This window comes from Streptodolium elevatio (assembly GCF_040649515.1).
Classification (GTDB): Bacteria; Actinomycetota; Actinomycetes; order Streptomycetales; family Streptomycetaceae; genus Yinghuangia; species Yinghuangia elevatio.
On sequence record NZ_JBEZFP010000004.1, the window covers coordinates 50,722 to 77,114 of the forward strand.

21 protein-coding genes, 2 tRNA genes and 1 pseudogene are annotated in these 26,393 nt (G+C 70.8%); 11 read left to right on the plus strand and 13 right to left on the minus strand.

The features are described from left to right. Window positions 1-26 precede the first annotated feature (26 nt). Window positions 27-1,493, plus strand: coding sequence for an FGGY family carbohydrate kinase (locus AB0C36_RS02615; RefSeq protein WP_358348102.1), 1,467 nt, complete (start codon window positions 27-29; stop codon window positions 1,491-1,493). A gap of 126 nt (window positions 1,494-1,619) precedes the next feature. Here AB0C36_RS02615 and AB0C36_RS02620 read toward each other — a convergent pair whose 3' ends face one another. Next, on the minus strand, window positions 1,620-1,928 hold the full coding sequence (locus AB0C36_RS02620; RefSeq protein WP_358348105.1) for a YtxH domain-containing protein: 309 nt from the start codon (window positions 1,926-1,928) through the stop codon (window positions 1,620-1,622). Window positions 1,929-2,191: 263 nt separating this feature from the next. Between AB0C36_RS02620 and AB0C36_RS02625 the strand changes: the two genes are divergently transcribed. Together AB0C36_RS02625 and AB0C36_RS02630 are read left to right on the plus strand one after the other, a co-directional pair. Beyond that, window positions 2,192-2,264: transfer RNA gene (locus AB0C36_RS02625), tRNA-Asn, on the plus strand. A gap of 514 nt (window positions 2,265-2,778) precedes the next feature. Then, window positions 2,779-2,852 (plus strand) — tRNA-Ile (locus AB0C36_RS02630). A 274-nt stretch (window positions 2,853-3,126) separates the two neighbouring features. Here AB0C36_RS02630 and AB0C36_RS02635 read toward each other — a convergent pair. After that, window positions 3,127-4,236: an SGNH/GDSL hydrolase family protein gene (locus AB0C36_RS02635; RefSeq protein WP_358348107.1), complete on the minus strand. Its 1,110-nt coding sequence runs from the start codon at window positions 4,234-4,236 to the stop codon at window positions 3,127-3,129. 528 nt (window positions 4,237-4,764) lie between these two features. Here AB0C36_RS02635 and AB0C36_RS02640 point away from each other — a divergent pair. Next, the gene (locus tag AB0C36_RS02640; RefSeq protein ID WP_358348110.1) at window positions 4,765-5,259 is read left to right on the plus strand and encodes a DUF3145 domain-containing protein; all 495 of its coding nucleotides are present in this window, start codon (window positions 4,765-4,767) and stop codon (window positions 5,257-5,259) included. Window positions 5,260-5,370: 111 nt separating this feature from the next. Here AB0C36_RS02640 and AB0C36_RS02645 read toward each other — a convergent pair whose 3' ends face one another. The 11 genes and pseudogenes from AB0C36_RS02645 to AB0C36_RS02695 form a co-directional block, all read right to left on the minus strand. Further along, window positions 5,371-5,616, minus strand: a complete 246-nt coding sequence (locus AB0C36_RS02645) for a hypothetical protein (RefSeq protein WP_358348113.1) — start codon at window positions 5,614-5,616, stop codon at window positions 5,371-5,373. A 176-nt stretch (window positions 5,617-5,792) separates the two neighbouring features. Next, window positions 5,793-7,214 carry an acyl-CoA carboxylase subunit beta gene (locus AB0C36_RS02650; protein ID WP_358348116.1) on the minus strand — a complete coding sequence of 474 codons (1,422 nt, stop codon included), beginning with the start codon at window positions 7,212-7,214 and terminating at the stop codon, window positions 5,793-5,795. Window positions 7,215-7,254: 40 nt separating this feature from the next. After that, complete coding sequence (gene fabF, locus AB0C36_RS02655) at window positions 7,255-8,553, minus strand: beta-ketoacyl-ACP synthase II (protein ID WP_358348119.1); 1,299 nt, start codon at window positions 8,551-8,553, stop codon at window positions 7,255-7,257. 151 nt (window positions 8,554-8,704) lie between these two features. Next, window positions 8,705-8,947, minus strand: a complete 243-nt coding sequence (locus AB0C36_RS02660) for an acyl carrier protein (RefSeq protein WP_358348122.1) — start codon at window positions 8,945-8,947, stop codon at window positions 8,705-8,707. A gap of 142 nt (window positions 8,948-9,089) precedes the next feature. After that, window positions 9,090-10,100, minus strand: coding sequence for a beta-ketoacyl-ACP synthase III (locus tag AB0C36_RS02665; protein WP_358348125.1), 1,011 nt, complete (start codon window positions 10,098-10,100; stop codon window positions 9,090-9,092). 307 nt (window positions 10,101-10,407) lie between these two features. Then, a pseudogene (locus AB0C36_RS02670) lies at window positions 10,408-11,334 on the minus strand (ACP S-malonyltransferase); the annotation flags it as partial. Window positions 11,335-11,413: 79 nt separating this feature from the next. Then, complete coding sequence (locus tag AB0C36_RS02675; RefSeq protein WP_435838964.1) at window positions 11,414-12,610, minus strand: PucR family transcriptional regulator; 1,197 nt, start codon at window positions 12,608-12,610, stop codon at window positions 11,414-11,416. Then, a complete protein-coding gene (locus tag AB0C36_RS02680; protein WP_358348130.1) occupies window positions 12,598-13,479 on the minus strand; it encodes an adenosylcobinamide amidohydrolase in 882 nt (293 codons plus the stop codon). Before AB0C36_RS02680 ends, AB0C36_RS02675 begins: the two co-directional genes overlap by 13 nt. After that, window positions 13,476-14,312, minus strand: coding sequence for an ABC transporter ATP-binding protein (locus AB0C36_RS02685; RefSeq protein WP_358348133.1), 837 nt, complete (start codon window positions 14,310-14,312; stop codon window positions 13,476-13,478). Before AB0C36_RS02685 ends, AB0C36_RS02680 begins: the two co-directional genes overlap by 4 nt. Beyond that, complete coding sequence (locus AB0C36_RS02690; RefSeq protein ID WP_358348135.1) at window positions 14,309-15,376, minus strand: FecCD family ABC transporter permease; 1,068 nt, start codon at window positions 15,374-15,376, stop codon at window positions 14,309-14,311. The genes AB0C36_RS02685 and AB0C36_RS02690 overlap by 4 nt, the downstream gene beginning before the upstream one ends. Further along, window positions 15,373-16,311: an ABC transporter substrate-binding protein gene (locus AB0C36_RS02695; RefSeq protein WP_358348138.1), complete on the minus strand. Its 939-nt coding sequence runs from the start codon at window positions 16,309-16,311 to the stop codon at window positions 15,373-15,375. Before AB0C36_RS02695 ends, AB0C36_RS02690 begins: the two co-directional genes overlap by 4 nt. A gap of 292 nt (window positions 16,312-16,603) precedes the next feature. On the opposite strand from AB0C36_RS02695, the gene AB0C36_RS02700 reads away from it, so the two are divergent. The 7 genes from AB0C36_RS02700 (at window position 16,604) to AB0C36_RS02730 (ending at window position 26,382) form a co-directional block, all read left to right on the plus strand. After that, the gene (locus AB0C36_RS02700; protein WP_358348140.1) at window positions 16,604-17,335 is read left to right on the plus strand and encodes a pirin family protein; all 732 of its coding nucleotides are present in this window, start codon (window positions 16,604-16,606) and stop codon (window positions 17,333-17,335) included. 95 nt (window positions 17,336-17,430) lie between these two features. Next, entirely contained in the window at window positions 17,431-20,583 is a 3,153-nt protein-coding gene (locus AB0C36_RS02705; RefSeq protein WP_435838965.1) for a DEAD/DEAH box helicase, read from the plus strand. A gap of 124 nt (window positions 20,584-20,707) precedes the next feature. Continuing rightward, on the plus strand, window positions 20,708-21,901 hold the full coding sequence (locus AB0C36_RS02710) for a saccharopine dehydrogenase family protein (RefSeq protein WP_358348146.1): 1,194 nt from the start codon (window positions 20,708-20,710) through the stop codon (window positions 21,899-21,901). Between the two features lie 99 nt (window positions 21,902-22,000). Continuing rightward, window positions 22,001-22,489, plus strand: coding sequence for a MerR family transcriptional regulator (locus AB0C36_RS02715; RefSeq protein WP_358348149.1), 489 nt, complete (start codon window positions 22,001-22,003; stop codon window positions 22,487-22,489). Then, entirely contained in the window at window positions 22,486-23,568 is a 1,083-nt protein-coding gene (locus tag AB0C36_RS02720; RefSeq protein WP_358348152.1) for an aldo/keto reductase, read from the plus strand. The genes AB0C36_RS02715 and AB0C36_RS02720 overlap by 4 nt, the downstream gene beginning before the upstream one ends. Before the next feature lie 244 nt (window positions 23,569-23,812). Then, window positions 23,813-25,063, plus strand: a complete 1,251-nt coding sequence (locus AB0C36_RS02725; protein ID WP_358348156.1) for an ABC transporter ATP-binding protein — start codon at window positions 23,813-23,815, stop codon at window positions 25,061-25,063. Next, window positions 25,060-26,382, plus strand: coding sequence for an ABC transporter substrate-binding protein (locus AB0C36_RS02730; RefSeq protein ID WP_358348159.1), 1,323 nt, complete (start codon window positions 25,060-25,062; stop codon window positions 26,380-26,382). Before AB0C36_RS02725 ends, AB0C36_RS02730 begins: the two co-directional genes overlap by 4 nt. The last annotated feature ends 11 nt before the right edge of the window (window positions 26,383-26,393 follow it).

The window sequence follows — 26,393 nt, forward strand, 5'->3', positions numbered from 1 at the left end:
TCCCCGCCGCCTCCTAAACTGCCGCCATGGTCAGCATGCGCGGTCGTCTCGTCGCCGGGGTCCACTGCTCGCACCGGGCCGCCCGGATCGTCGTGTGCGACGGTGACACCGGCGACATCCGCCGCCAGGCCGTGGTCCGCTTCGCGGACGGCGCGCACGGCGACCCGGTGTCGTGGCTGCGGGCGTTCGGCGAGGCGGCCGGCGGCGGCACCCTCGACGACGTGGAGGCCATCGGCGTCACCGCCCAGGGCCACGGCCTCATAGCGCTCGACGCCACGGGCGTCGTGGTCGCCCCGCCCCTGCCGCACGACGACATCAGCGCATCGGGCGCCGCAGCCGAACTCGTCGAGGAACTGGGCGGGCCGCAGGAGTGGTTGACCGCCACCGGACTCGTCCCGAACGCCGCCACCGCGGTGTCCCACCTGCGCCGCTTCCTGCGCTTCGAGCCCGAGGCCGCCGCCCGCGTCGTGGCCGCCGCTCTCCCGCACGACTGGCTCACCTGGCAACTCCTCGGCTGCCCGGCCGAGTTGACCACCGACCGCTCGGACGCCTCGACCACCGGCTACTGGTCGCCGCATACCGGCGGCTGGCGCGAGGACCTGGCCGAGCAGGCCTTCGGGCGCCCGGTACGCCTGCCGCGCCTCGTCGGCCCCGGCGAGGCGGCCGGGCGTACCCCCGAGGGGCTGGTCATCTCGGCGGGCGCGGGAGCCGAGGCGGCTCTCGCCTTCGGCCTCGGCCTCGAACACGGCGACGTCGTCATCGCGGTCGGCGCGGCGGGCGCGGCGTTCGCGGTGCACGACGCCCCCACCGCGGACCCCATGGTCGCGGGCCTGGCGGACGCCTCGGGGCGGCGGCTGCCGATCGTCCGCACCCTCAATGCGGTCCGCGTGCTGCGCGGTGCCGCCGCGATGCTCGGCGTCGACACGGCCGGCTTCGACGAACTCGCGCTCCGGGCGACCCCGGGCGCGTGCGGGCTGGTGATGCTGCCCTACCTGGACGGGGAGCGCGTGCCCAACCTCCCGCACGCGGCGGGCACGTTGACGGGGCTGCACCGCGAGAGCATGACGCCCGAGGCCTTCGCCCGGGCCGCGGTCGAGGGCATGGTGTGCGGGCTGGCCGACGCCCTCGACGTGCTGCGGGCCTGCGGGGTGGTCGTCGAACGGGTGATCCTCGTCGGCGTCGGGGCCCGCTCCGCGGCGGTGCGCTCGGTCGCCCCCATGCTCTTCGGCGTCCCGGTCGCCGTCCCGGAGCCGACCGAGGCGGCCCGCGCGGCCGCGCTCGGGGTGGCCCGGCAGGCGGCCTGGGCGTTGTCCGGCAAGCCGGACGTCCCGGCATGGCCCCGGCCCGCCACGGTGTTCGCGGGGGCAGGCGAGGAGGACCTCGCGGTCGGCATCGCGGTACGCGAGCAGTACGCGGAGGTACGGGACGGGCTGCATCCGGAGGCCGCGTCGCGCGACGCGGGCGGGGTGACCGGCCGGCACCGCCGCGGCTGACCGGTCGGCGCGGAATCGCGCGTGCCGACGAAGTCCGGCCGCCGTCCGGCCGGGACCCGGGCGGCGCGCCGGTGACGCACGCGGTACGCCCGCCGGGCCGACCGGCCGTCCTACCGGTCGGCGGCCCTACAGGCCGTCGTCGTACCGCCGGTTCGCCGCGGTGTGCCCGTTGTGGTGGACGCCGTCCGACGAGGCGAACTTGTCCGGCAGGTGGCGGCCGACGCGCTCCGGCAGGTGCTCGCCGAGCTTCTGCACGGCCTTGCCGCCGGCGTCGCGGCTGAAGCCCGCCGCCGCGTGGCCGGCGCTCTGCACGGGCGCGCTGTCGACGACGCTGCGGGTCGCCTTGCGGATCTGCTCGTACCGGTCGCGTCCGGCCTTGGCGCCCAGGACGTACCCGACCGCGAGGCCGGCGACGAAGGTGATGCGGGTGCCCATGGGGAATCCCTCCATAAGGTGCGGTCCCGTCGATTGCTGCGAGTCCACGACTACCCGCGACGACGGCAGGACAACCGCCGCGGGGGCAGGCCGGGGCACGGCACGGGAAGCCGGGGTCGGTCGCGAGTCTGCCAGGTGGGGGCCCGCAGGTCGGGTGTGCCCCGCCGACCGCGGGCGTATCGCCCCGGAAAACCCGTGTACGAGGCACCCCTCGGAGTGCGCTAATGTATTCCACGCAGCGATCGCCAAGGCGGTCAGCGCAATCCCCTGTAGCTCAATTGGCAGAGCAGCCGGCTGTTAACCGGCAGGTTACTGGTTCGAGTCCAGTCGGGGGAGCAGCCCCACGAAGATCCCGACAGGCAAGCCCCATGGTCATCGCCATGGGGCTTTGTGTTGTCGCGGTTTCGTCCGCCGTTCCGTCGTCGGCCGTCGCCGTGCTGTCGTCGTGCGTTGCCCATACGCAGCCGCGGACAGCCGGCGCGCAGCCCGCAGGCAGCTCGTGTCGATCCCGCTCCGCGCGCGTTCGACCCGCCGCCACCCCGCAACCGACACGGCTCCCGGTGCGGGCTCGGGGTGGGCCCGGCAGCCCGCTGGCAGCCCTCTGGTCGCGGTGTGGCCGCACTCGGCCTTCACCCGAACGCAGCATGCCGGCGGAGCGGAACGCGAAAACGGCTGCCTGGCACGGCTTTTCGCCCGAACACAGGCGGTACGCGACGGCAGGACCGGTGCGCGGACGGCGTACCGGGAGAGCGTGCGGGGAGCGCGGAGGGCGGCCGAGAGGAAACCCGGCGAGCAGGGTTGCATCGCGAACGGCTATGCTGCCGGGGCCGATACAGGTAGGTGTCGGCACGGGGCGGTAGCTCAGCCGGTTAGAGCAAGGGACTCATAATCCCTCGGTCGTGGGTTCGAGTCCCACCCGCCCCACTCACGTCGGCGCGCATGATCGGCCGACCGGTCACGTGGTTTCCTCCGAAGGTCCGGAGGGAACCGTACGCACCAGGTGCGAATGCCGATCACGGATTGTGTTTGCCCGGCTACTGTCGCGCTTCGCCCGCGAGCTTAGCAACACTGTCCGCAACGAACCGCGACGTTTCACCCGTTCGGGTGGGTGGCGTTGGGGTGGCGCCCGAGCGGCGCGTCCTCCGGTCCGCTAGGTGCCGCGCGTCCACGACGCCGATCCCCGCCGACCGGAAACCGACTACGCCTGCCAGCGGAAGCCGTTGCGGCTTGTGAGTTCGGCGATGACTCCCTGGCCCTGGCCGCTCGGGTGGAACCAGTCCCAGTGGCTCAGGTCGTTCTTCGTGAACCGGTGCGCGTTGACCGCGCCGCCGTCGTAGCGGCACTGCTCCGCCCACTCGTTGCACGTCTTGCGCAACACCTCGTTGTACGCGACGACCCGGTCCCGCACCCGTTGGCGCCGTTCGATGTCGTCCGGCTTGGTGGACTCCGGATCGGCCAGCACGGTCTGGCAGATGCCGGTCGACCATACCGCCCGGGCCAGGCGCTCGCCGCGCGCCACCTCCCACAGGCGTGCGACGTCCGGAACGCTCACCACGAGCACGCGCACACCAGGCAGCCCCTGGCGCAGCACGGCCAGCCCCTCGCGCAGCTGCTGCTCGAAGTCGGAGACCGACGTCATCTGCGACTCCTTGTCGCGGCAGGCGTCGTTCGCGCCGAGGAGGATCGTGACGTACTCCACGCCCTGTCCGACGGCGACGCGGGCCTGGTCGTCGAGTTCGTTCATCCGCGCGCCCGTACGCGCGTCGTTGTGCACCGCGTCGCGCGGCACCCCGAGGCGCTTGGCGTGACTGTCGACGTCGTCGCCCGTCGCCCACGACTTCGACGGGCAGTCCTTCAGCGGCACCGAGCACGCGTCGTACCCGCGCGTTATGGAGTCGCCGAGCGCCGCCATCGACCTCGGCTTGGGGAACGGGCCGGACGGCCGCGCAGGCGCCTTGCTCGTAGCCGCGGACGGCCCCGTCGACGGGGTGGTGGTCCGTGCGGATGTGGTCGGCGAGGACGTGGCAAGGGGAGCGGCCGACGTCCCGGGCGGCCCGGCCGGAACCACGCCCAGCTCGTCGCCCGCGCGCTGCACGTTGTCGGAGCCGCCGCCCGAGGAGCACGCGGCGACCGCGGCGAGGGTGAGAGAGGCCAGGACGGCGCCGGCTCTGCGGCGGAGCGTTCCGCGTACGCCCGTGCCACGCCCCGGTGTTCGCCCGCCGGCGCCCTCGGCCCGAGCCTTTGCCGCCCTCGCGCGCGGCACGGTCGCCCGTGCGCGCGGCAGCCCCGCCCCGCTCCCGATGCCCACTGTTGCCCCCTCCGTCCCCACCCACGCGGATTGCCCGGTCGAATCCTCCTGCGCATCCGCGCCCCGCCGCCTACCCTCGAACACATCGGGTGTCGCGGGCGGTTGGCGTTTGCGGCTCCTCCTGACGGTATGTCATCCCTTCGGGTGAATGCTGGGGTGCGGAGGGATGGGTTCGGGATCCGCGGGGCAGGGTGAGTGCAGTGGCTCACAAAATCCGAGACTGTGAGTGACGTTTGGAACTCCGGTTTCCGGTGTAATCCTGATCGTGTATACGGAGAGTGATTGTTTCGCGTGGTGCTTCCGATGTGCGTGAGGCACTGTGTGAGGCACAATGAATCGCACAAACCGCACGTAGGAGCACATGCGGCCGGTTCCGGCCGGCAGCCGAGGAGCTGAACCGCACAACAGCAGAACAGCAGGACGCAAGAAGACGGACGCACGGTAGGGCACGTGGGTCGGAGCAGGTGATCAAGGCAGGTCCCGAGGCCGCTGGGGAAGGCGAACCTCGTCCTTAGCCTGGAGGTCCCGGTGACGACACGTGGAGTCTTGTACGTGCACTCCGCGCCGCGCGCGCTGTGTCCCCACGTCGAGTGGGCCGCACAGGGCGTTCTTGGCGTGCGCCTGAGCTTGGACTGGGTCCGTCAGCCGGCCGCGCCAGGGATGCTGCGCGCCGAGATGTCGTGGCACGGCCGCCCCGGCACCGCGGCCAAGTTGGCGTCCGCGCTGCGCGGATGGCACCTGCTGCGCTTCGAGGTGACCGAGGAGCCGTCCCCCGGCGCCGAGGGCGAGCGCTACAGCAACACCCCGGACCTCGGCATCTTCCATGCCGTCACGGGCGCGCACGGGGACATCCTGATCCCCGAGGACCGCCTGCGCGCGGTGCTCGGCCGGGCCGCGCGCGGCGAGTGCGACCTGCAGAGCGAGATCGAGAAGCTGCTCGGCAAGCCGTGGGACGACGAGTTGGAGCCGTTCCGCTACGCGGGTGAGGGTGCGCCGGTGCGCTGGCTGCACCAGGTGGTCTGAGCCCGGCCGCCCCCGATCGGGCCGGCGCCGACCCGACAACCGGCACGCACCGCAGCGGTACGACGAGGGGCCGCTCCCGACCGGGAGCGGCCCCTCGTCGTACCGTCCGCCTCAGCTGCCGGAGCCGCCGAAGGACGTGTCGCCCGAGCCACCGAACGAGGTCGTTCCGGAGCCGCCGAAGGAACCTCCGGCGTACCAGAGGTCGGTGGGGCCGAACCAGTTCGACACGGGGTTCAGTTGCTCGACGGGCACCGTGAGCGCGGTGGAGTCGGCGGCGTCGGCGTGGGCGGCGGGTGCGACGGCCGCCCCGACTCCGAAGGCGACGGCGGTGGCCACGGCGGCTCGGCTTACGCGCATGAGAGGACCTTCCTGGCTGGACGGACGGACACCCCGCCCAACGACCGGACGCCGCGCTTCGGCACACCGCGTCACCCTGACGGCCCAACGGTTGTCCACGGTCGCCCGGGAAGCGCAAACGCCGGTGGGCGGGCCGAGGAGAACAACCCTCGGCCCGCGCACCTGCGTTCGTGTCCCTACAGCGGGATGTTCCCGTGGGCGCCGCGCACCTGCGGGGCCTCGGCGATGGCCTTCGCCAGCGCCACGCGGCTCTCGTCCGGGTCGATGATCTCGTGCACGACGCCGATCTCGACGGCGCGCTGCAGCCCGCCCGCGACCTTCTCGTGCTCGGCCGCGAGCTCCTGCTCGACCTGTGCCTTCAGCTCGTCCGGCACCTCGGCCAGGCGGCGGCGGTGCAGGATGCGGATCGCGGCGACGGCGCCCATGACGGCCAGTTCGGCGGTCGGCCAGGCCAGCACCTTCGTGGCGCCGAGCGACGCGGCGTTCATGGCGATGTACGCGCCGCCGTACGACTTGCGGGTCACCAGCGTCACGCGTGGCACCGTGCACTCGGCGAACGCGTGCAGCAGCTTCGCGCCGCGGCGTACGACGCCGTCCCACTCCTGCCCGACGCCCGGCAGGTAACCCGGCACGTCCACGACCACGACCAGCGGCACACCGAACGCGTCGCACATGCGCACGAAGCGCGCGGCCTTCTCCGCCGACGCCGAGTCCAGGCAACCGCCGAGGCGCAGCGGGTTGTTGGCCACGACACCGACCGTGCGCCCGCCGAGGCGGCCGAGCGTGGTGGTGATGTTCGGCGCCCACTTCGGGTGCAGTTCGAGGCCCGGCTGGTCGAGCAGGTTCTCGACGACCGGGTGCACGTCGTACGCCCGCTTCGCCGACTCCGGCAGCAGGGCCGCCAGTTCGCGGCGGTCCAGGCGCGCGCCGTCGATCTCGCCCTGGTTCGCCAGCAGGTCGGCGAGCTGCCGGGCGCGGTCGAGGGCGTCCTGCTCGGAGTCCGCGACGACGTGCACGACGCCGCTGCGGCGGCCGTGCGGCTCCGGGCCGCCCAGACGCAGGGCGTCGACGTCCTCGCCGGTGACCGAGCGCACGACGTCCGGACCGGTGACGAAGACGCGGCCCTCGGGCGCGAGGATGACCAGGTCGGTCAGCGCCGGGCCGTAGGCGGCGCCGCCCGCGGCGGCACCGAGCACCACAGAGATCTGCGGGATCTTGCCGGAGGCCAGCGTCATCGCGTGGAAGATGCGGCCGACCGCGTTCAGCGAGGCCACCCCTTCCTGGAGGCGCGCGCCGCCGGAGTGGAACAGGGCGATGATCGGGCAGCTCTCGGCCAGCGCCCGCTCGTAGGCCGCGACGACGACCTGGCAGCCCTCGACGCCCATGGCGCCGCCCTGCACGGTCGGGTCGGAGGCGTACGCGACGACGCGCGCGCCGTTGACCGTGCCGACACACGCGAGCATGCCGGAGCGGTCGTAAGGCGAGATCTCCTCGTAGCTGCCTTCGTCGACGAGACGCTGCAAGCGCAGCCGCGGGTTGCGCGGATCGCTGTCCCGGTCGGGCTTGCCGGGTACGGCGGCCGCCGGTCGGTTCTCCATGACTGTCATGTTGAGGGGAAAGCTCCGTCCTGAACGGGCGTCAGCCCGCGCTGCGGAAGGCGACGACCACGTCGTGTCCGCCGAATCCGAACGAGTCGTTGAGCGCGACGATCTCCCCGTCCGGGAGCGGACGCGGGTCGTTCCGGACGATGTCGAGGCAGACCTCGTCGTCCGGGTCGTCGACGTTGATGGTGGGCGGAGCCATGCGGTGGTAGACCGCGAGGACGGTGGCGACCGACTCCACGGCACCGGTGCCGCCGAGGAGGTGGCCGGTCATCGACTTGGTGGAGGTGACGGTCACCTTGTCGGCGGCCTCGTCGCCCAGCACCGAGCGGATGGCCTTGAGCTCCGTGATGTCGCCGGCCGGCGTCGAGGTGCCGTGCGCGTTGATGTGCACGACCTGGTCGACGGAGGCGCCGGCGTCCTCGATGGCGTAGGCCATCGCGCGGGCGATGTCGCGGCCCTCGGGCTCGGGCTGCGCGATGTGGTGGCCGTCCGAGGTCATGCCGGCGCCGGCGACCTCGGCGTACACCCGGGCACCGCGGGCGGCGGCGTACTCGGCGCTCTCCAGCACCAGGCAGCCGGCCCCCTCGCCCATGACGAAGCCGTCGCGGCCCTTGTCGTACGGGCGCGACGCGCGCTGCGGCTCGTCGTTCCGCTTCGACATCGCCATCATGTTGGCGAACGCGGCCATCGGCAGCGGGTGGATGGCCGCCTCGGTGCCGCCGCAGACCACGACGTCGGCGCGGCCCGAGCGGATCATCTCCAGGGCGTACGCCACGGCCTCGGCGCCGGACGCGCAGGCGCTCACGGGGGTGTGCACACCGGCCCGCGCGCTCAGCTCGATCCCGACGTTGGCGGCCGGGCTGTTGGGCATCAGCATCGGGACCACGAGCGGTCCGACGCGGCGCGGGCCCTTCTCCTTGAAGACGTCCCACGCGTCCAGCAGCGTGGTGACGCCGCCGATGCCGGACGCGATGACCACGCCGAGCCGGGTGGGCTCCACGGTGGCACCGGTGCCGTCCTCGGCGGCGGTGTTCTTGGCCGTGTAGCCCGCGTCCAGCCACGCCTCGCGGGCGGCGATCATGGCGAACTGCGCGGACCGGTCGAGCTTACGTGCCTCGACCTTCGGCATCACGTCCAGCGGTTCGACGGCGATGCGACCGGCGAACTGCACGGGGAGCTGCTCTGCCCACTCCTCGGTCAGCGTGCGGATGCCGGACTTGCCGGCCAGCAGTGCGGACCAGGTCGATGCGACGTCGCCGCCGACCGGAGTGGTCGCGCCCAGACCGGTGACGACCACGGTGCGCGGGGTCTCGGTGCGCTTGGTCGGGCTCACTGGAAGATCACTCCCACGAAGGTTGGAACGGAAGGTGGTTCTGACGCCGGTCGGCGGCCGGCGGCCGGCGGGTCCGGGTCCCGGTTGTCCCGGCGGGATGCCCGGGCGGTCGTGCCCGGGACCCGGACCCGCGGTCGGCCTCGGTCGGGTCTCAGGCGGCCTTGAGGATGTAGTTGACGGCGTCGCCGACGGTGCGCAGGCCCTTGACGTCGTCGTCCGGGATCTTGACGTCGAACTTCTCCTCGGCGGCGACGACGACCTCGACCATCGACAGCGAGTCGATGTCCAGGTCCTCGGTGAACGACTTGTCGAGCTGGACGTCCTCGACGTCCGTGCCCGCGATCTCGTTCACGATCTCGGCGAGACCCGCGAGGATCTCCTCCTGCGTTGCCATGGTGCTCCTTGAATGCGTCGGTGTTGCCTGTGGTGGTTGTCCTCGGCCGTGCGGTGTGCCGGCCGATGTGCAGAAGTCCTGGATGCCCCGGGAACCCCGGAAGCCGGGAAGGTCCTGGGGAAGACCGCGGGTCTGCGCGGGACTAGGGAAGCGTAATGACCTGGCCCGCGTAGACGAGACCGGCCCCGAAGCCCATGACGAGCGCGGTGCCGCCGCTGGGCGCCTCACCGGTTTCGAGCATGCGCTCCATGGCCAGCGGGATGGACGCCGCGGAGGTGTTGCCGGTCTCCGCGATGTCGCGTGCGACGGGCACCTCGGCGGGCAGCTTGAGGGCCTTGATCATCGCGTCGGTGATGCGCATGTTGGCCTGGTGCGGGATGAACGCGTCGAGCTCGGCGGCCTCGACGCCGGCCGCGTCCAGGGCCTCCTTGCACACCTTCGCCATCTCCCACACGGCCCAGCGGAAGACCGTCTGGCCCTCCATGCGCAGCGTCGGGAAGGGGGCCTCGGAGTTGTTCCGCAGCTCCTCCCACGACTCGGTCTGCGTGATGGTGTCCTTGTTGGCGCCGTCCGAGCCCCAGACCACCGGGCCGATGCCCGGCACGTCGGACGGGCCCACCACGACGGCGCCCGCGCCGTCGCCGAAGATGAACGCCGTCGAGCGGTCGTCGGGGTTGGTCAGGTCGGACAGCCGCTCGACGCCGATGACCAGCACGTATTCGGCGCTGCCACCGCGCACCATGTCGTTCGCGAGGGTGAGCCCGTAGCAGAAGCCCGCGCACGCGGCCGACACGTCGAAGGCCGCCGCGCGACCGCCGCCGGCGCCGAGCCGGTACGCGATCTCGGTCGCGATCGCGGGGGTCTGCTTGAGGTGGGTGACCGTCGAGACGATGACGCAACCGACCTGCTCCGCGGAGACACCGGCGTGCGCGAGGGCCTTGCCGGCCGCCGCGATCGACATCTCGGCGACGGTCTCCTCGGGGTTGGCCCAGCGGCGCGTCTTGATCCCGGAGCGCGACTGGATCCACTCGTCGGACGAGTCGATGCGCTCGATCAGTTCGGAGTTGGGCACGACCCGCACCGGACGGTAGCCGCCGACACCCAGGATGCGGGCGTGCGGTGCTCCGACGGCGGGACGGATGGATGCGGTCACGCTGCGGCCTCCCGGTCGACGATGCTGGTTCCTGCGCGAACGGTCACGCGAGTCACACCGATCCCTGCGGGTGGATGCGCAGCAGCGGCATCCCCGGGGCGACCGGGTCCCCGTCCTCGACGAGCCATTCCACCACCGTGCCGCCGTGCGGGACGGTGACGGCCTGCTCGTCGCGGTGCGAGCGTACGACGCCGACCTCGGCGCCCGGCGCCAGGTCGTCGCCGGGGCGGACCTCGCCGCGGTGCACGGTGCCCTTGAACGGCGCCACGACCAGGCGCCAGGTGGGCGACGCGTCGATCTGGCTCGGCGTCCCGTGCTTCTCCACGAGGACGCGGGCCGCGTCGAGGTCGTCCGGGGTCTTGAGGGCCAGCGTCTCGACGCCGGGCAGCGCGCGCTTGGCGAGCCCGGTGAGGGTGCCGGCCGGGGGCACCTCGATGATCGCGGTGACCCCGAGGTCGCGCATGGTCTCCATGCACAGGTCCCAGCGCACCGGGTTCGACACCTGGCTGACCAGGCGCTTCACGATCTCGCGCCCGTCGTGCAGCACGGTCCCGTCGGTGTTCGAGATGTACGGCGTGCGCGGGTCCCGCACGGTGACGCCGGGCACCAGCTCGGCGAGCCGGTCGACGGCCGGGGCCATGTGGTGCGTGTGGAACGCGCCGGCGACCGCGAGCGGGCGTACCCGCGCCTTCTCGGGCGGGTCGGCGGCGAACGCCGCGAGCTGCGGCAGGGTGCCGGCCGCGACGATCTGGCCGGCCCCGTTCATGTTGGCCGGGGTCAGGCCGTGCTCGGCGATCTTGGCGACCACCTGCTCGGCGTCCCCGCCGAGGACGGCCGACATGCCCGTCTCGGTCACCGCCGCCGCGGCCGCCATCGCCTTGCCGCGCTCGCGCACCAGGACCATCGCCGACTCGGCGGTGATCACGCCGGTGCCGGCCGCTGCGGTCAGCTCGCCGACGCTGTGCCCGGCCGCGCCGCCGACCACGCGGTACGCGTCGGAGGGGTGCGGGAACAGCGCGAGTGCCGCCACCAGACCGGACGCGACCAGCAGCGGCTGGGCCACCGCCGTGTCGCGGATCGCCTCGGCGTCGGCCTTGGTTCCGTAGTGGATGAGGTCGAGGCCGGTGACCGCGGACCACCACGTGAGGCGGTCGGCGACCCCGGGCAGGTCGAGCCAGGGCGTGAGGAAACCGGGAGTCTGGGCACCCTGTCCGGGCGCGACGAGTACGAGCACGTATCAACCCTCTCGCTATCAGGGGGTCGAGACCCCGTATTGTCGCCGACGAAGATCAGAAGACGGTTTTGTGGGATCCCTACAAAACGCCCTCGGCTGCGGCCAGGCGCCCGAGGATCAGCGAGACCTGCAGCGTGAAAGCGGAACGGGCTTCCGTCGGTACCAGGCCGGTCACGTCCATGACGCGTCGCAGCCGGTAACGAACGGTATTGGGGTGCACGAAAAGCATCCGCGCGGCACCTTCGAGCGACGACGCCTGCTCCAGGTACACCGACAGTGTCTCCAGCAACGCGGACCCCGCGCCGTGCAGCGGTATGTAGATCTCCTCCACCAGCTGCCGCCGCGCCTCCTCGTCCCCGGCGAGCGCCCGCTCGGGGAGCAGGTCGTCGGCGAGGACCGGGCGCGGGGCGTCCGGCCACGCGGCGCACGCCCGGTGCCCGGCGGTCGCGGACTGTGCCGACCGTACAGCGGCCAGCAGGTCCGGGACGGTCGGGCCCACCACGACCGGACCGGGGCCGAACTGCCCGATCAGCGTACGCGTCGCCCGCAGCGGGTCGTCGGCGCCCCCGAGGATGACCACGAGCCGGTCGCCCTGCACGCCGGTGAGGACGTTCAGCCGGGCGTGCCGGGACGCGCGGTGGATGCTGTCCACGACCGCCTGGGTGTCGGCGTCCGGCGCGTTGCCGACCACCACCATCACGGACTCCGGCGAGCCCCAGCCCAGTGCCGCGGCCCGCGACAGGATGCCCTCGTCGGCCTCGCCGCGCAGCAGGGAGTGCACGACCAGCGCCTCCAGCCGGGCGTCCCACGCGCCGCGCGCCTCCGCGGCGTGCGCGTAGACCTGCGCGGTGGCGAACGCGATCTCGCGGGAGTACAGCAGCAGCGCCTCGCGCAGCACCTGCTGGTACCCGGGCGCGGCCAGCTCGTCGATCTGCGCCTCGACGACCTCGATGGTGACGCGCACCAGTTCGACGGTCTGGGGCAGCGTGATCGCCCGGGTCAGCTCGCGCGGCGCGGTGCCGAAGACGTCGGCGCTGACCGCGTACGGCGCCTCCGGGTGCCGGAACCACTCGGTGAACGCGGCGATGCCGGCCTGCGCGACCAGGCCGATCCACGAGCGGTTGTCGGCCGGCATGTTCCGGTACCACGGCAGCGTCTCGTCCATCCGCGCGGCGGCCGCGCCGGCGAGGGTGCCGGCGGACTTCTCCAGGCGGCGTACGGTCGCGGCGCGCTTGGTGGCGTCGGAGCCGGAAGATCGGGAGGTCACGGGGACCATGATGACCCCTTCGGGAGGCGGGGGCGCACACCGTCGCGCCGGACGCGGTCGTCGCGGGCGCCCTGCACGACCGCCGCGTGGACCGCGCGGGCGAGCCGGGAGCCCCAGACCGAGCGGGGGCCGCCGAACAGTTCGGGGGAGTCGCCGGGCTGGGGCGTGAGCGCGGCGACGCAGACGGCGTCGGAGGGTGTGCCGGTGCAGGCGTACCCCGTCTCCACGAGCGCCTGGACCTTGGCCTCGGTGGCCGTCGCCACGGCGTTGACCAGCGCCGCGTCGGTGAGCGGCGCGGGGATCGCGACGATCGTGTTGATGGTGCCCGGGGGAGGGTACGCGGGGCTCCTGTCGCCGTCCTCGCCCCTCGCCAACGGGCTTGGCAGAGAAGCTGGTTCGGGGGCGGCGGCCCAGGCGGGGATGCCGATGCCGGTCGTCACCCACGCGCGTACGCCGTGGTCCTCGCCGGTCGTGAACGCGGCCACGTCCGCGGCGGTCATCAGCCCGACGCCCGCGCCGTCGGCCCCGGAGAGGCCTTCCGCGGCCGCGGTCTCGGTGAGGTGGTCGACCGGGTCCATACGCGAATACCCGGGCGGCACCTGCATGTTCAGCACCCACGCGCGCGGGCCGAGACCGCCGCCGAGGATCGCGCTCGACACCATCCGCCACCCGGGTCCGGCGCGCCAGAGCAGCGCGGGCCAGCCGTCGTGGCGGACGAGTTCGGGGTCGGCGAGTTCAGGGCCGGCGAGTTCGGGGCCGGTGAGTTCGGGGCCGGTGATCGCGGCGTTGGTGGCCTCGGGATCGATCAGGTCGTGAGCGCCCTGGTCGCGTTCGGTCGGATCGGACGGCTCCGCGCCCTCCTCGCACACCCCGGTCATGGTCCCGCCTTCCCTCCCACGTCGGCCGCCGGCCGTGCCTGGCCGCCACGGGCATTGTCACGGGGACGCACGAGGTGCACCTGCGGCCGGCCGTCCCGCCCCGCCACCACCTCGACGTGCGCCTGGTAGTGCTCGGCGATGCTGTCCGGCGTCAGCACCTCGGCCGCCGTGCCCGCGGCGGCCGCGCGGCCTTCGACGAGCAGAAGCATGCGTTCGGCGTACTGCGCGGCGAGGCCCAGGTCGTGCAGCGTCGTGATGACCGTGAGGCCGTCGTCGCGGCGCAGCAGGTCGACCAGTTCGAGGACCTGCTGCTGGTGGCCGAGGTCGAGGGCGGTGGTCGGCTCGTCGAGCAGCAGGACCGGTGTCTGCTGCGTCAACGCCCTTGCCAGCACCACGCGTTGGCGTTCGCCGCCGGACAGGCGGCCCACTTCGCGGTGGGCGAAGTCGGCGAGGTCCAGGCGTTCGATGACGCCATCGGCGACCGCCCGGTCGCGGCGTCCGGGCACCGCGAGGTAGCCGAGGTGCGGGGTGCGGCCGAGCAGCACGTACTCGCGTACCGACATCTGCGGGGGCACGACGGGGTTCTGCGGCGTGTAGGCGATGGTGCGGGCGAGTTCGCGCGGCGGCAGGTCGCGCAGCCGCACTCCGTCCACGCGCACGTCGCCGGAGTACGGCAGCAGGCCCGCGACGGCCTTGAGCAGCGTCGACTTCCCCGCGCCGTTGGGCCCGATCACCGCGAGCCAGCCGCCGGTGCCCACGTGCGCGTCGATGCCGTGCAGGATGCGCCGCCGCTCGCGCGTCACGTCGAGCGCCGCGACGTCGACCCCGGTCACAGGTCGATCCTGCGGGTCGCGCGCAGCACCACCACGAAGAACGGCGCGCCGATGAACGCCGTCACGACGCCGATCGGCAGCTCCCCGGGTGCCGTCGCGGTTCGCGCGACGATGTCGGCGACCACCAGGAACGCGCCGCCGACCAGCACGGACAGCGGCAGGATGCGCCGGTAGCTGCCGCCCACCAGACGGCGCACCACATGGGGGATCACGATGCCGAGGAATCCGATCAGGCCGCTGATCGCCACCGCGGTCGCGGTCGCGAGCGAGGCCGCGAAGAGCACCACGAAGCGCACCCGGCCGGCGTTGACGCCCAGCACCGCGGCCTCTTCGTCGCCGACCGTCATGACGTCCAGAAGGCGGCCGTGCAGCAGCAGGACGACGGTGCTCGTCGCCGCGTACGGCAGCACGAGCCCGAGTTCCTTCCAGCCGATCGTGGCCAGGCTGCCGAGGATCCACGAGTAGATGCGGCGCAGTTCGTCGACCTTCGCCTGCATGACGAAGGTCTGCACCGACGACAGGAACGCCGACACGGCCACGCCCGCGAGGACCAGGGTGACGGTGCCGTCGGCGCGCCCGGCGGTCGAGCCGAGGGCGTACGCCATCAGCACGCCGCCGATCGCCCCGACGAACGCCGCGAGCGGGATCACCCCGATCCCGGCCACCGACTCGACGTCCGAGTAGGCGATCACCACCGTCGCGCCGACGCCCGCCCCGGCCGCCGCACCGAGCAGGTACGGATCGGCCATCGGGTTGCGGAACACGCCCTGGTAGCCCGCGCCCGCCACGGCCAGCAGCGACCCGACCACGACCGCGCCGAGCACGCGCGGCATGCGGATCTCCATCAGCACCGAGTGCTGCACGGGGCTGAGCCCGTGGTCGACGTCGACGAAGGGCAACTCGTCGACCAGGGCCAGCAGTACGCCGCGCACCGGCAGGTCCGCGGCGCCGACGAGCAGGCCCGCGACGACGGCGCCGAGCAGCGCGAGGGAGCCGACCGCGTACGCGACGTACGCGTGGCCCTCTCCCGCCGCGCGGCGCCGGATCGCGAGGCCGCGGATCACGCGTTCGTGCCGGCCTTCTCGACTGCCGCACCGACGGTCTTGACCAGGTCGACGACGCGCGGACCCCAGCGCGACGCGATGTCGTCGTCCAGCGCGACCACGTTGCCGGTCTGCACCGCCTTGATCTTGTCCCAGCCCGGACGCTTCGAGACCGAGGCAAGATCCTGCTGGCAGCACTTGGTGTCGGCCAGGAAGATCAGGTCCGGGTTGGACTGCACGATGTGCTCGCTGGAGACCTGCGGGTAGCCCGAGCCGTCCTTGTCGGCCGCGTCCGCGATGTTCTGCAGGCCGAACAGCGCATAGACCTCGCCGATGAACGTCTTCGAGGTCGAGCTGTAGCCCGTGCTGTCGAGCTCGTGGAAGTAGGTCAGCGGCTTGGCCGGCTTCTTGGCCTTCGCGACGACGTCGTCGATGTCCTTCTTCATCTTCTCCGCGAGCGCGGCCGCCTCGGCGGTGTGGCCGGTGGCCGTGCCGAGCGTGTTGAACTGGGTGTACATCTCCGCGAACGTCTTCGCGGCCGGCACCTCGACGACCTTGATCTTGACGGCTTCCAGCTTCTGCTTGATGCCGTCGATGTCGTCGGAGATGACCACCAGGTCGGGGGTGTACTTGGTGACCGCCTCGGCGTTCGGCTTGAAGGCCGACAGGTCGGTCTTGGGGGCGTCGGCCGGGAAGTTCGACAGGCCGTCCACGGCGACGACCTGCTTGCCGGCGCCTATCGCGTACAGCATCTCGGTCGCGGTCGGAGCCAGCGAGACGATCTTCTTGGGCGCGTCGGCCGGCACCTGCCCGGCGGTCGCGGGAGCCGACTGCGAACCGGACGGAGCGGAGCCCTGGTCGTCCTTCTTGTCCTTGTCGTCGTCGCCGCAGCCGGTCAGGACCAGCGCGCCCAGGACGACCGCCGCGGCAGGCCGCAGCAGCGTGGTGAGCTTCATGGATTTCTCCCGCGTGCACCACGGGGAAGGGGACGCAGGACCCGTGGACGGCTCGCCCTTCCTACGAGGGCAGATGTCGTCGACGCAGGCGAGGCGACCTGGCTCATCCCCCGGACCGCACGGGCGCGGGAGCATCTCAGTTGCGGGACAGCGCCGGGATCACACCGGACTTCGCTGCGCACAGCGTCTCGGCAGAACGGTTCCGCCGGATTCAGGACGATACCAACCGACCGTGCGCCGTACCGTTGCGGGGAGGAGTACCCCCGCCCCGTGCCGATCCGAGGAACGCCCGATGACCACGTACGACGTACGCCGCGCCGCCGACCGCTTCCACACCGAGGCGGGCTGGCTCGACTCCCGGCACAGCTTCTCCTTCAGCCGCCACTACGACCCGGCCAACACGCACCACGGCCTCCTCCTCGTCAGCAACGACGACATCGTCGCCCCGGGCACCGGCTTCGACACCCACCCGCACCGCGACATGGAGATCGTCACCTGGGTGCTCTCCGGCTCGCTCGTGCACCAGGACTCCGAGGGCCACAACGGCGTCATCCACCCGGGCCTCGCCCAACGCATGAGCGCGGGCAGCGGCATCCTGCACTCCGAGAAGAACGACGTGCGCGCCTCCGCCACCCCCGAGCCCGTGCGCTTCGTCCAGATGTGGGTCCTCCCCGACGAGACCGGCATCACCCCCGGCTACGAACAGCGCGACGTCTCCGCCGACCTCACCCCCGGCGCCCTCGTCCCCGTCGCCTCCGGCAACCCCGCCCACGACTCGGCGATCCGCATCCACCAGAAGGACGCCACCCTCCACGCCGCCCGCCTCGCCCCCGGCGACACCGTCACCCTCCCCACCGCCCCCTACCTCCACCTCTTCATCGCCCAGGGCTCCGCCACCCTCGAAGGCGCCGGCCCCCTCGCCGAAGGCGACGCCGTCCGCCTCACCACCCCCGACACCCCCCACCTGACCGCCACCACCCCCACAGAACTCCTCCTCTGGGAAATGCACACCACCCTCCCCTGACGCGGGCCCCAGCCGCGTGGACATGCCAGTTGGTGGTTGAGTACGTCCAACGCAATTGCCGGACGCACTCAAGTGCGGTTGGCCGGGCTCAGGGGATGGGGACCAGCGTGGTCGATGCTTCAGGCACCGATAAGGCACCCGCGGCGGGTGTGTACGAACTGCTCATGACCGACGAACTGGAAGCCGCGCTCGGCGCCTTGCGCGACGCAGGCGGCATCGTTGTCGATCAGCGGGTGGGTGACGACGCATCAAGTCAGGTGCTGAGCAGACATCTTGCGCACGCTCTCATCCGGGCTCTCGGCAGCCTCTCTCCTGAGGCGAGAGTTCCCGCGGCCAACCGGATCCTGGACGTCATCCGCGACTTGGACCGTGTGGGAAGCACGCCGGCGAAGATCGTCGAGGGTCCTCGGCAGCTCATTAGCATTGCTGAGCAAGAAGCCCCGGGCGTCTACCGGATACGGCCTGCGACGCCGCTGTCCGAGACAGCCCTGTTCACAAACTCGCCCGATGACCCCAGCCTGGGCTACGAGTTGCGCGCCGAACTGGAGAGTGCAGACCGCGTCGATCTGCTGTGTGCCTTCGTCAAGTGGCACGGGCTCCGCGTGTTGGAGCAGTCGCTGCGCTCGGTGCATGAACGTGGCGTGCCGATCCGCGTCATCACCACCACGTACATCGGTGCCACTGAGCGACGAGCTCTTGACCGGCTGGTCAAGGAGTTCGGAGCCGAGGTCAAGGTCAACTACGAGACCAAGTCCACGAGGCTGCACGCGAAAGCGTGGCTGTTCCGGCGAAAGTCGGGGTTCGACACCGCGTACGTCGGAAGCTCGAACCTCTCCAAGTCGGCTCTGCTGGACGGGCTTGAGTGGAACGTGCGGCTATCGAGCGTCGCCACCCCGGAGGTCTTGCACAAGTTTGAAGCGGCTTTCGATTCCTACTGGAATGACTCCGCTTTTGAAATGTACGACCCTGCAGCCGATGCCCAGCGGCTTGACGACGCGCTGCACGCTGCCGGGCGGTCGGATTTCGGGGACGCCGGTTTCTCTTTGGCGTTGTCCGGGCTTGAGGTGCGTCCCTATCCGCATCAGAAGGAGATGCTGGAAGACCTGGACGTGGAACGCGAGGTGCACGATAACCATCGCAACTTGCTCGTTGCTGCCACGGGTACCGGGAAAACGGTCATTGCCGCATTGGACTACAAGCAACTGCGGGCACAGCACGGGCGCGATCTCTCCCTGCTTTTCGTGGCACATCGTAAAGAGATCCTGGCTCAGTCGATGCGAGCGTATCGCGAGGTGTTGGGCGACGCGACGTTCGGTGAAATGCTCGTTGATGGGAAGCGACCTGATCAGTGGAGGCACGTTTTTGCGAGCGTGCAGTCGTTGACTCCGAAAACGCTAGAATCTCTGCAGCCTGACCAGTTTGATGTCGTGGTCATTGATGAATTTCACCACGCGACGGCGCCCACGTATCGCCGGGTAATTGACCACTTTCATGGCCTGGAACTTCTAGGCCTGACCGCCACCCCAGAGCGTATGGACGGTAAGGATGTCCACGATGAATATTTTGACGGCCGCATCGCCTCTGAGTTGCGCCTGTGGGATGCTCTTGAGGCGGATCTTCTGTGCCCCTTCCATTACTTCGGCGTGTCCGACAACACCGACCTGACCGCAATCCGATGGAAGGGCGGCAGCTACGACCAGGATGCACTCAGCGAACTATATGTAGGCAACAAGGAACGAGTTTTGTATGTCCTAAAGGCTATTGAGGACAAGGTCGCGAACCCCGACGGCATGCGGGCGCTTGGGTTCTGCGTAACGGTGGCACACGCTGAGTACATGGCGCGAGAGTTCAATGCGGCAGGGCTCAACGCGATGGCATTGTCCGGTGGTTCATCGAAGGAGCAGCGTGCGCAAGCTCTCGCAGACTTGCGGGCGGGCAAGCTCCAGGTCATTTTCAGTGTGGATCTTTTCAATGAGGGCCTCGATATTCCGCACGTAGACACCTTGCTGCTACTCCGGCCTACATCGAGTGCCACCGTGTTTCTCCAGCAACTGGGTCGGGGGCTGCGTCGTTCGCCGGACAAGGCCGTTCTTACGGTTCTCGACTTCATTGGACAGCAGCGCAAGGAGTTCCGCTTTGAGTCACGCTTCCGTGCGCTGACAGGCGTGCGGCGTCATTTGCTGCAGACGCATGTCGAGAACGACTTCCCGCACCTGCCGACAGGGTGCGAGATCATTCTCGATCGGGTCGCCAAGCATATCGTCATCGAGAACCTGCAAAGCCAACTTGGCTTGACCGTGAGCAAGTTGGCGTTGGAGGTGAAGTCCTATGGGGAGCTGAGCTTCGCGAAGTTTCTCCGGGAGAGCCAGCGCGAGATCAGCGAACTGTATGTGTCGAAGCGGAGCTGGACGGACCTCCTGCGCCGAGCCGGCCTTGTCGAGCCTTCCCTTGTTGACGGCGAAGCGAAGCTCTTGGAGCGCATCCGCGCATTCCTGCACGTTGATGACCGACGCCGCGTGGACGCCTACACGTACCTGCTGAGCGACGACGTTCCGCCGTACGCGCAACTCACGGAAGAGCAACAGCTCTACGCCCAGATGCTGTTCTACAACATCTGGCCAAACGGCGGCGCAACGTTTGCAGCGTACGAGGAAGGTCTGGAAACCTTGCGGCCGTGCCGGACCTTCCGCGCGGAGCTTCGGGATGTTCTCCAGTTTGGCCTTGCCCAGGCGGCGCATGTACCCATCGCGATGAGTGGCTCCCTCCAGGATCTGCCGCTCGCGATGCACGCGTACTACACGCGCGAAGAGCTCCTGACCGCTCTCAAGTGGTCATCCATGGAACGGATGCCAGGGAAGTGGGTAGCTGGCGTTGCGTGGTCTGACGCCGTAGCCGCAGACGCGCTACTGATCACTAGCAAAAAGGATGAAAAGGACTTTTCCCCGCAAACTCTCTATAAAGACTATGCAATCAGCCCCAAGCTCTTTCACTGGGAATCGCAGAACAGTACGTCACCAGAAACGGAGACAGGGCGCCGATACATCACGCACGAGCAACTGGGTACGCGGGTGTTGCTGTTCATCCGGGAAGCGAAGAGTACGGCGGCCGGTGCTGGTGCTCCGTACATGCTGCTCGGGCCTGCTCGCTACATCGAGCATGCCGGTGCGCGGCCGATGAGTGTCACCTGGGAGTTGGCCGTCCCAATGCCCACAAGCGTGTTCCAGTCTTCGCGCATCGTCAGCGGCTGATCCGCCGCAAGGATTGTTGACCTTGGGTCAATAGGCTGTGGTTGGGGAACGTTGGGGTGGGGTGTTGCGTTTAGGGGGCGCTGAGGGAAGGAGTGGGATGGGGTCTGGGAGTTCTGGTGGTGGGGTGGCGGGGTTGCCGTCGCTGGACCGGGCGTTCGACGTGGTGTTGTTGGGGGCCACCGGGTTCACCGGGGGGTTGACGGCGGAGTATTTGGCGCGGCATGTGCCGGCCGCGTGTCGGTGGGCCATCGCGGGGCGGAGTCCGGAGAAGTTGCGGGCGGTGCGCGATCGGCTGGTGGAGATCAATCCGGCGTGTGCGGAGTTGGAGCTGCTGACGGCGGACGTCGGGGATCCGGCGTCGCTGCGGGCGCTGGCCGGGAGCACGCGGGTGCTGGCGACGACGGTCGGGCCGTACATCGAGTACGGCGAGCCGGTGGTCGCGGCGTGTGCGGAGGCCGGGACGGACTACCTCGACCTCACGGGTGAGCCGGAGTTCGTCGACCGGATGTTCGTCGCGCACCACGAGACCGCGGTGCGGACCGGGGCTCGGCTCGTGCACGCGTGCGGGTTTGATTCGGTGCCGCACGATTTGGGCGTGCTGTTCACGGTCGGGCTGCTGCCGCGCGGGGTGCCGGTGCGGGTGGAGGGGCGCGTACGGGCCGGGGGCGCGGTCTCCGGCGGGACGTTCGCTTCGGCGCTCACCGCCTTCTCGCGGCTGCGCTCGACGCGCGACGCGGCGCACGCGCGCCGCCGGGTGGACAAGGGCCCGCACGGGCGCCGGGCGCGCGCGGTGGAGGGCAAGCCGCGGCGCGACCGGGAGACCGGCGGCTGGCTGGTGCCGCTGCCGACGATCGACCCGCAGATCGTGGCCCGGTCCGCGCGGGCGCTGGAGTCGTACGGGCCGGACTTCTCGTACACGCACTATGCGTCGGTACGCCGCCTTCCGACCGCCGTAGCCGGTGCCGTCGGCGTGGGGTCGCTGGTGCTGCTCGCCCAGGTGGCGCCCGTACGCCGCGCGCTGCAGACCCGCCTCGCCCCCGGCGACGGCCCCGCCCCGGCCCGCCGCGCGAAGGCCTGGTTCAGCGTGCGCTTCGTCGCGGACGGCGGTGGCGAGCGGGTCGTCACCGAGGTGCGAGGCGGCGACCCGGGTTACGACGAGACCGCCAAGATGCTCGCGGAGGCGGCTCTTTGCCTGGCCTTCGACCAGGTCCCCAAGACGTCCGGGCAGGTCACGACCGCGGTCGCGATGGGCGATGCGCTGATCGGGCGGCTGCGCCGGGCGGGGATCGAGTTCCGGCAGCTGGAGTCGACCGGGTGAGCGCCACCGGGTCTTGCTTAGAGTGCACTCGAAGTCCGTAGCGTCGTCGTCGCGGCCGTCGCACGAGGGCGGCCGTACCCCAGCTCCAGGAGGCATGCCATGTCGCCGGCCCAGTCGACCGCCGTCCACGAGGTGACCGACCACCACGTCCTCGACGAGACCGAGGTCGGCCGGTACACGATCAGCGAGGTCGCGGCCCGGACCGGCCTGAGCGCGCACACGCTGCGCTGGTACGAGCGCATCGGCCTCATGCCGCACGTCGGCCGCGAGACCTCCCGGAGCGGGGGAGGGCAGGCGGGAAAGCGCCGGTACAGCGAACGCGATCTCGGCTTCCTGGACTTCGTCGGCAAACTGCGCGCGACCGGCATGCCCGTCGCCGACATGATCCGGTACGCCGAACTCGCCCGTGAGGGCGACCACACCCTCGCCGAGCGCCACCAGATCCTGGTGGACCACCGCGAGGAGGTCCGCGCCCGCATCACCGACCTGACCTCCTGCCTGCTCGTCCTCGACTACAAGATCGAGTACTACGGCGCCGTCGTCGCGGAGGAACCCGCCGCGACTACCGGGAAGGCGGAGACCCCATGACTCGCACCACCCGCACCACCCGCACCACCCGCACCACCGGCACCACCGGCACCACCGGCACCACCGCCCTCGGCACCACCGCCCTCGGCACCAACGGTCCGATCAGCTCGCTCCAGGGCCTGGGCTGCATGGGCATGAGCGACTTCTACGTCGGCGCCGCGCCCGACCGCGCCGAGTCGTCGGCGACCCTCGCGTACGCGCTGGACCTGGGCGTCACCCACTTCGACACCTCCGACATGTACGGCACCGGCGCCAACGAGGAGCTGCTCGGCGAGTTCTTCCGCGGCGGCCGGCGCGACGAGGTACTGCTCGCCACGAAGTTCGGCATCGACCGCCACGCGGCGCCGGGCGGACGCGACATCCGCGGGGACGCCGCGTACGTCAGGTCCGCCTGCGACGCCAGCCTTGCGCGCCTCGGCGTGGACACCATCGACCTGTACTACATGCACCGCCGCGACACCGCCGTGCCGATCGAGGAGACGGTCGGCGCGATGGCCGAGCTGGTCGCCGCCGGCAAGGTACGCCACCTCGGGCTCTCCGAGGTGACCGCCAAGGAGATCCGCGCCGCGGCGGCGGTGCACCCGATCGCCGCCGTGCAGGCCGAATGGTCGCTGTTCGCCCGGGACATCGAGGACTCGGTGGTGCCGGCGGCGCGTGAGGTCGGCGCGGCCGTCGTGCCCTACTCGCCGCTCGGCCGCGGGTTCCTGAGCGCGCTGTGGACGTCCTTCGAGGACCTGCCCGACGGCGACACACGCCGCGCGCAGCCGCGCTTCACCGGGGACAACGCCAAGAACAACGCCGAACTCCTGCGCCCGCTCAAGGACATCGCGCAGGCGCGCGGCGTCACCCCGGCGCAGGTCGCGCTCGCCTGGATCCAGATGCGCGGCGACGTGTGGGCGATGCCGGTCGTCCCGATCCCCGGAACCACCAAGCGCGCCCGCCTCGCCGAGAACGCGGCCGCCGTCGGCATCGTCCTCGACGACGCCGAACTGGCCGCGCTCGAACCGATCGGCGCCCAGGTGTCGGGCGACCGGTACGCGGTCATGACGCACACGTACGTCGGCCCGGGCCGCGAGTAGCGAGATCCGCCGGTGCGGTGCGCAAGCGCACGGCCACAGCCCGCACACCGCACCGGAATTCGCAACCAGCTCAGCCAAATTGCGCAATTCGCCTACACAGCGCGACGCGCGTAGCAAAAGTGATCACACACCGTACTCCTAAGATTACAAATGGGCGTCGGTCACCACCTGGGGGGTTGTGACCTTCGCACCACGAGGCGTAGCAACAGGGGATCGAGGCGATCGTGTCACCCCTGGGGGTGCTGTGGCTGACGTGGTTTTGAACGGGGTCGGAAAGATCTATCCGGACGGCACCAGAGCCGTCGATTCGCTCGACCTGGCAGTGGCACACGGCGAGTTCCTGGTGCTCGTCGGTCCGTCCGGGTGCGGCAAGACCACCGCCTTGCGCATGGTCGCGGGGCTGGAGGACATCAGCGAGGGCACGATCCGGATCGGCGAACGCGTCGTCAACCGGGTGCCCTCCCGCGACCGCGACGTCGCGATGGTGTTCCAGAGCTACGCGCTCTACCCGCACCTCAATGTCCGCGACAACATCGGATTCGGGCTCCGGCTGCGCAAGTTGCCCAAGCCGGAGATCCGCAAGCGCGTCGAACAGGCGGCCCGTACGCTCGGCCTCGAAGAGCACCTGGGCCGCAAGCCCCGCCAACTCTCCGGGGGTCAGCGGCAGCGCGTGGCGATGGGTCGCGCCATCGTCCGGGAACCGCAGGCGTTCCTGATGGACGAGCCGCTGTCGAACCTCGACGCCAAGCTCCGGGTGCAGATGCGCGCCCAGATCGCCCGGCTCACCCGCGAACTCGGCGTCACCACCTTGTATGTGACGCACGACCAGGTGGAGGCGATGACGCTCGGCGACCGCGTGGCCGTCATGCGCAAGGGCATCCTGCAACAGGTGGCCCCGCCGCAGGAGTTGTACGACCGGCCGGTGAACCTCTTCGTCGCCGGCTTCATCGGCTCTCCCGCGATGAACCTCTTCAGCGGGGAACTGGACCGTGCGCCCGACGGCAAGGGCGAGGCGGCGGGCGAGGGGGCGGGCACAGGCGGGGGCATAACCGTGCGGCTCGGCGACCAGACACTCGCCGTACCACCCGAACTCCTCGCCGAACGACCGGCGTTGCGTGCCTACGTGGGCCGCTCCGTCGTCGTCGGGATCCGTCCCGAGGACCTGTTCGACGCGGCCGAGGACGACGCGCCCGCGCCCGACGGGATGCTCCTGCGCGCCGAGACCGACCTGGTGGAGTCGATGGGGTCCGAGGTGCACGTGCACGTACGCCTCGCCGCCCCGCCGGCCGTGACCGCCGACGTGCAGGAACTCGCCGAGGACGTCGGGGCCGAGGACCAGGTGCCCGATCCCGGGACCGCGCACTCGGAACTCGTCGCCCGCTTCGGGCCGCGTACCCGGGTCCGTGAGGGCGACACCGCGATGCTGCGGGTGGCCACCGATCGCATGCACTTCTTCGACCCGGAGACGGGTCTTTCCGTGAGGGAGGAATCGTGAGGCGACTCGTGGGGGCGCTGGCGGCGGCGTCGATGCTGACGCTGGGGCTGGCCGCTTGCAGCGACGACGACGACGGCGGCGACGGTGCCAACCCACCGGCCGGGCAGTCCCTCAAGGGACAGACGGTCAGTGTCGCCGGCGTGTGGACGGACGACGAACTGGCGTCCTTCAAGAAGGTGTTGTCCGAGTTCGAGAAGCGCACCGGCGCCAAGACCGAGTTCATCCCCACCGGCGACAGCGCCTCGACCTTCCTCGGCCAGCGGGTCGAGGGCAACGCGCCGCCCGACGTCGCGTTCCTGGCTCAGCCGGGCGTACTCAAGCAGTTCGCGCAGAAGGGCTGGATCAAGCCGGTCTCCGCCGAGGTGCAGCAGTCCGTACAGGCGAACTTCGCGCCGCAGTGGCAGAAGCTCGGGTCGTACGAGAACAAGCTGTACGGGGTCTACTACAAGGGCGCCAACAAGTCCCTGGTCTGGTACAACGCCAACGTCTTCACCAACGCCGGCGCCACCGAACCCACGACGTGGGACGACCTGGTCAAGACGGCCGGCCTGGTGTCCGACTCCGGCACCCCGCCGTTCGCGACCGGCGGGGCCGACGGCTGGGTCCTCACCGACTGGTTCGAGAACGTCTACCTCAGCCAGGCCGGACCCGACATGTACGACAAGCTCGCCGCGCACCAGATCCCGTGGACCGACCCGAGCGTCAAGGCGGCGCTCGAGACGCTCGCCAAGGTGTGGGGCCAGAACGCGTGGTTCCCCGGCGGCCCCGGCGGCGCGCTCCAGACCGAGTTCCCCGCGTCCGTCCCGCTGGTGTTCGGCGACCCGCCGAAGGCCGGCATGCTGCCCGGCGCGGACTTCGTCGGCACCAACATCATCAAGGACACCGACTCCGAGATCGGCACCGACGCGAAGTTCTTCGCGTTCCCCGCCGTCTCGCCCGGCAAGGCCCCGGTGGTCAGCGGCGGCGACGTCGCCGTGGCGATGAAGGACAGCCCGGGCGCGATGGCCCTGCTCAACTTCCTGGCCTCGCCCGACGCGGCGAAGGTGTGGGCGGAGCAGGGCGGGTTCCTGTCGCCGAACAAGAACCTCGACTTCGCGGCGTACCGGGACGACGCGTACCGCGAGATCGCCCAGAACCTTATCGGCGCGGGCGACGAGTTCCGCTTCGACATGTCCGACCAGGCGCCTGCGGCGTTCGGCGGCACGAAGGGCGAGGGCATGTGGCGCGACCTCCAGGACTTCCTGCGCAACCCGTCCGATGTCGCGGGCGCGCAGGCCAAGTTGGAGGCGAGCGCGGCCAAGGCGTACACCGGCACCTGACACCGACGGGG

Bases quoted from the DNA above. Each gene is read 5' to 3' on its own strand.
- AB0C36_RS02615 (WP_358348102.1), top strand. From the start codon at position 27: ATGGTCAGCATGCGCGGTCGTCTCGTCGCCGGGGTCCACTGCTCGCAC.
- AB0C36_RS02705 (WP_435838965.1), top strand. From the start codon at position 17,431: ATGGGGACCAGCGTGGTCGATGCTTCAGGCACCGATAAGGCACCCGCG.
- AB0C36_RS02720 (WP_358348152.1), top strand. From the start codon at position 22,486: ATGACTCGCACCACCCGCACCACCCGCACCACCCGCACCACCGGCACC.
- AB0C36_RS02695 (WP_358348138.1), bottom strand. From the start codon at position 16,311: ATGAAGCTCACCACGCTGCTGCGGCCTGCCGCGGCGGTCGTCCTGGGC.
- AB0C36_RS02700 (WP_358348140.1), top strand. From the start codon at position 16,604: ATGACCACGTACGACGTACGCCGCGCCGCCGACCGCTTCCACACCGAG.
- AB0C36_RS02645 (WP_358348113.1), bottom strand. From the start codon at position 5,616: ATGCGCGTAAGCCGAGCCGCCGTGGCCACCGCCGTCGCCTTCGGAGTC.
- AB0C36_RS02650 (WP_358348116.1), bottom strand. From the start codon at position 7,214: ATGGAGAACCGACCGGCGGCCGCCGTACCCGGCAAGCCCGACCGGGAC.
- AB0C36_RS02660 (WP_358348122.1), bottom strand. From the start codon at position 8,947: ATGGCAACGCAGGAGGAGATCCTCGCGGGTCTCGCCGAGATCGTGAAC.
- AB0C36_RS02680 (WP_358348130.1), bottom strand. From the start codon at position 13,479: ATGACCGGGGTGTGCGAGGAGGGCGCGGAGCCGTCCGATCCGACCGAA.
- AB0C36_RS02620 (WP_358348105.1), bottom strand. From the start codon at position 1,928: ATGGGCACCCGCATCACCTTCGTCGCCGGCCTCGCGGTCGGGTACGTC.
- AB0C36_RS02715 (WP_358348149.1), top strand. From the start codon at position 22,001: ATGTCGCCGGCCCAGTCGACCGCCGTCCACGAGGTGACCGACCACCAC.
- AB0C36_RS02675 (WP_435838964.1), bottom strand. From the start codon at position 12,610: ATGGTCCCCGTGACCTCCCGATCTTCCGGCTCCGACGCCACCAAGCGC.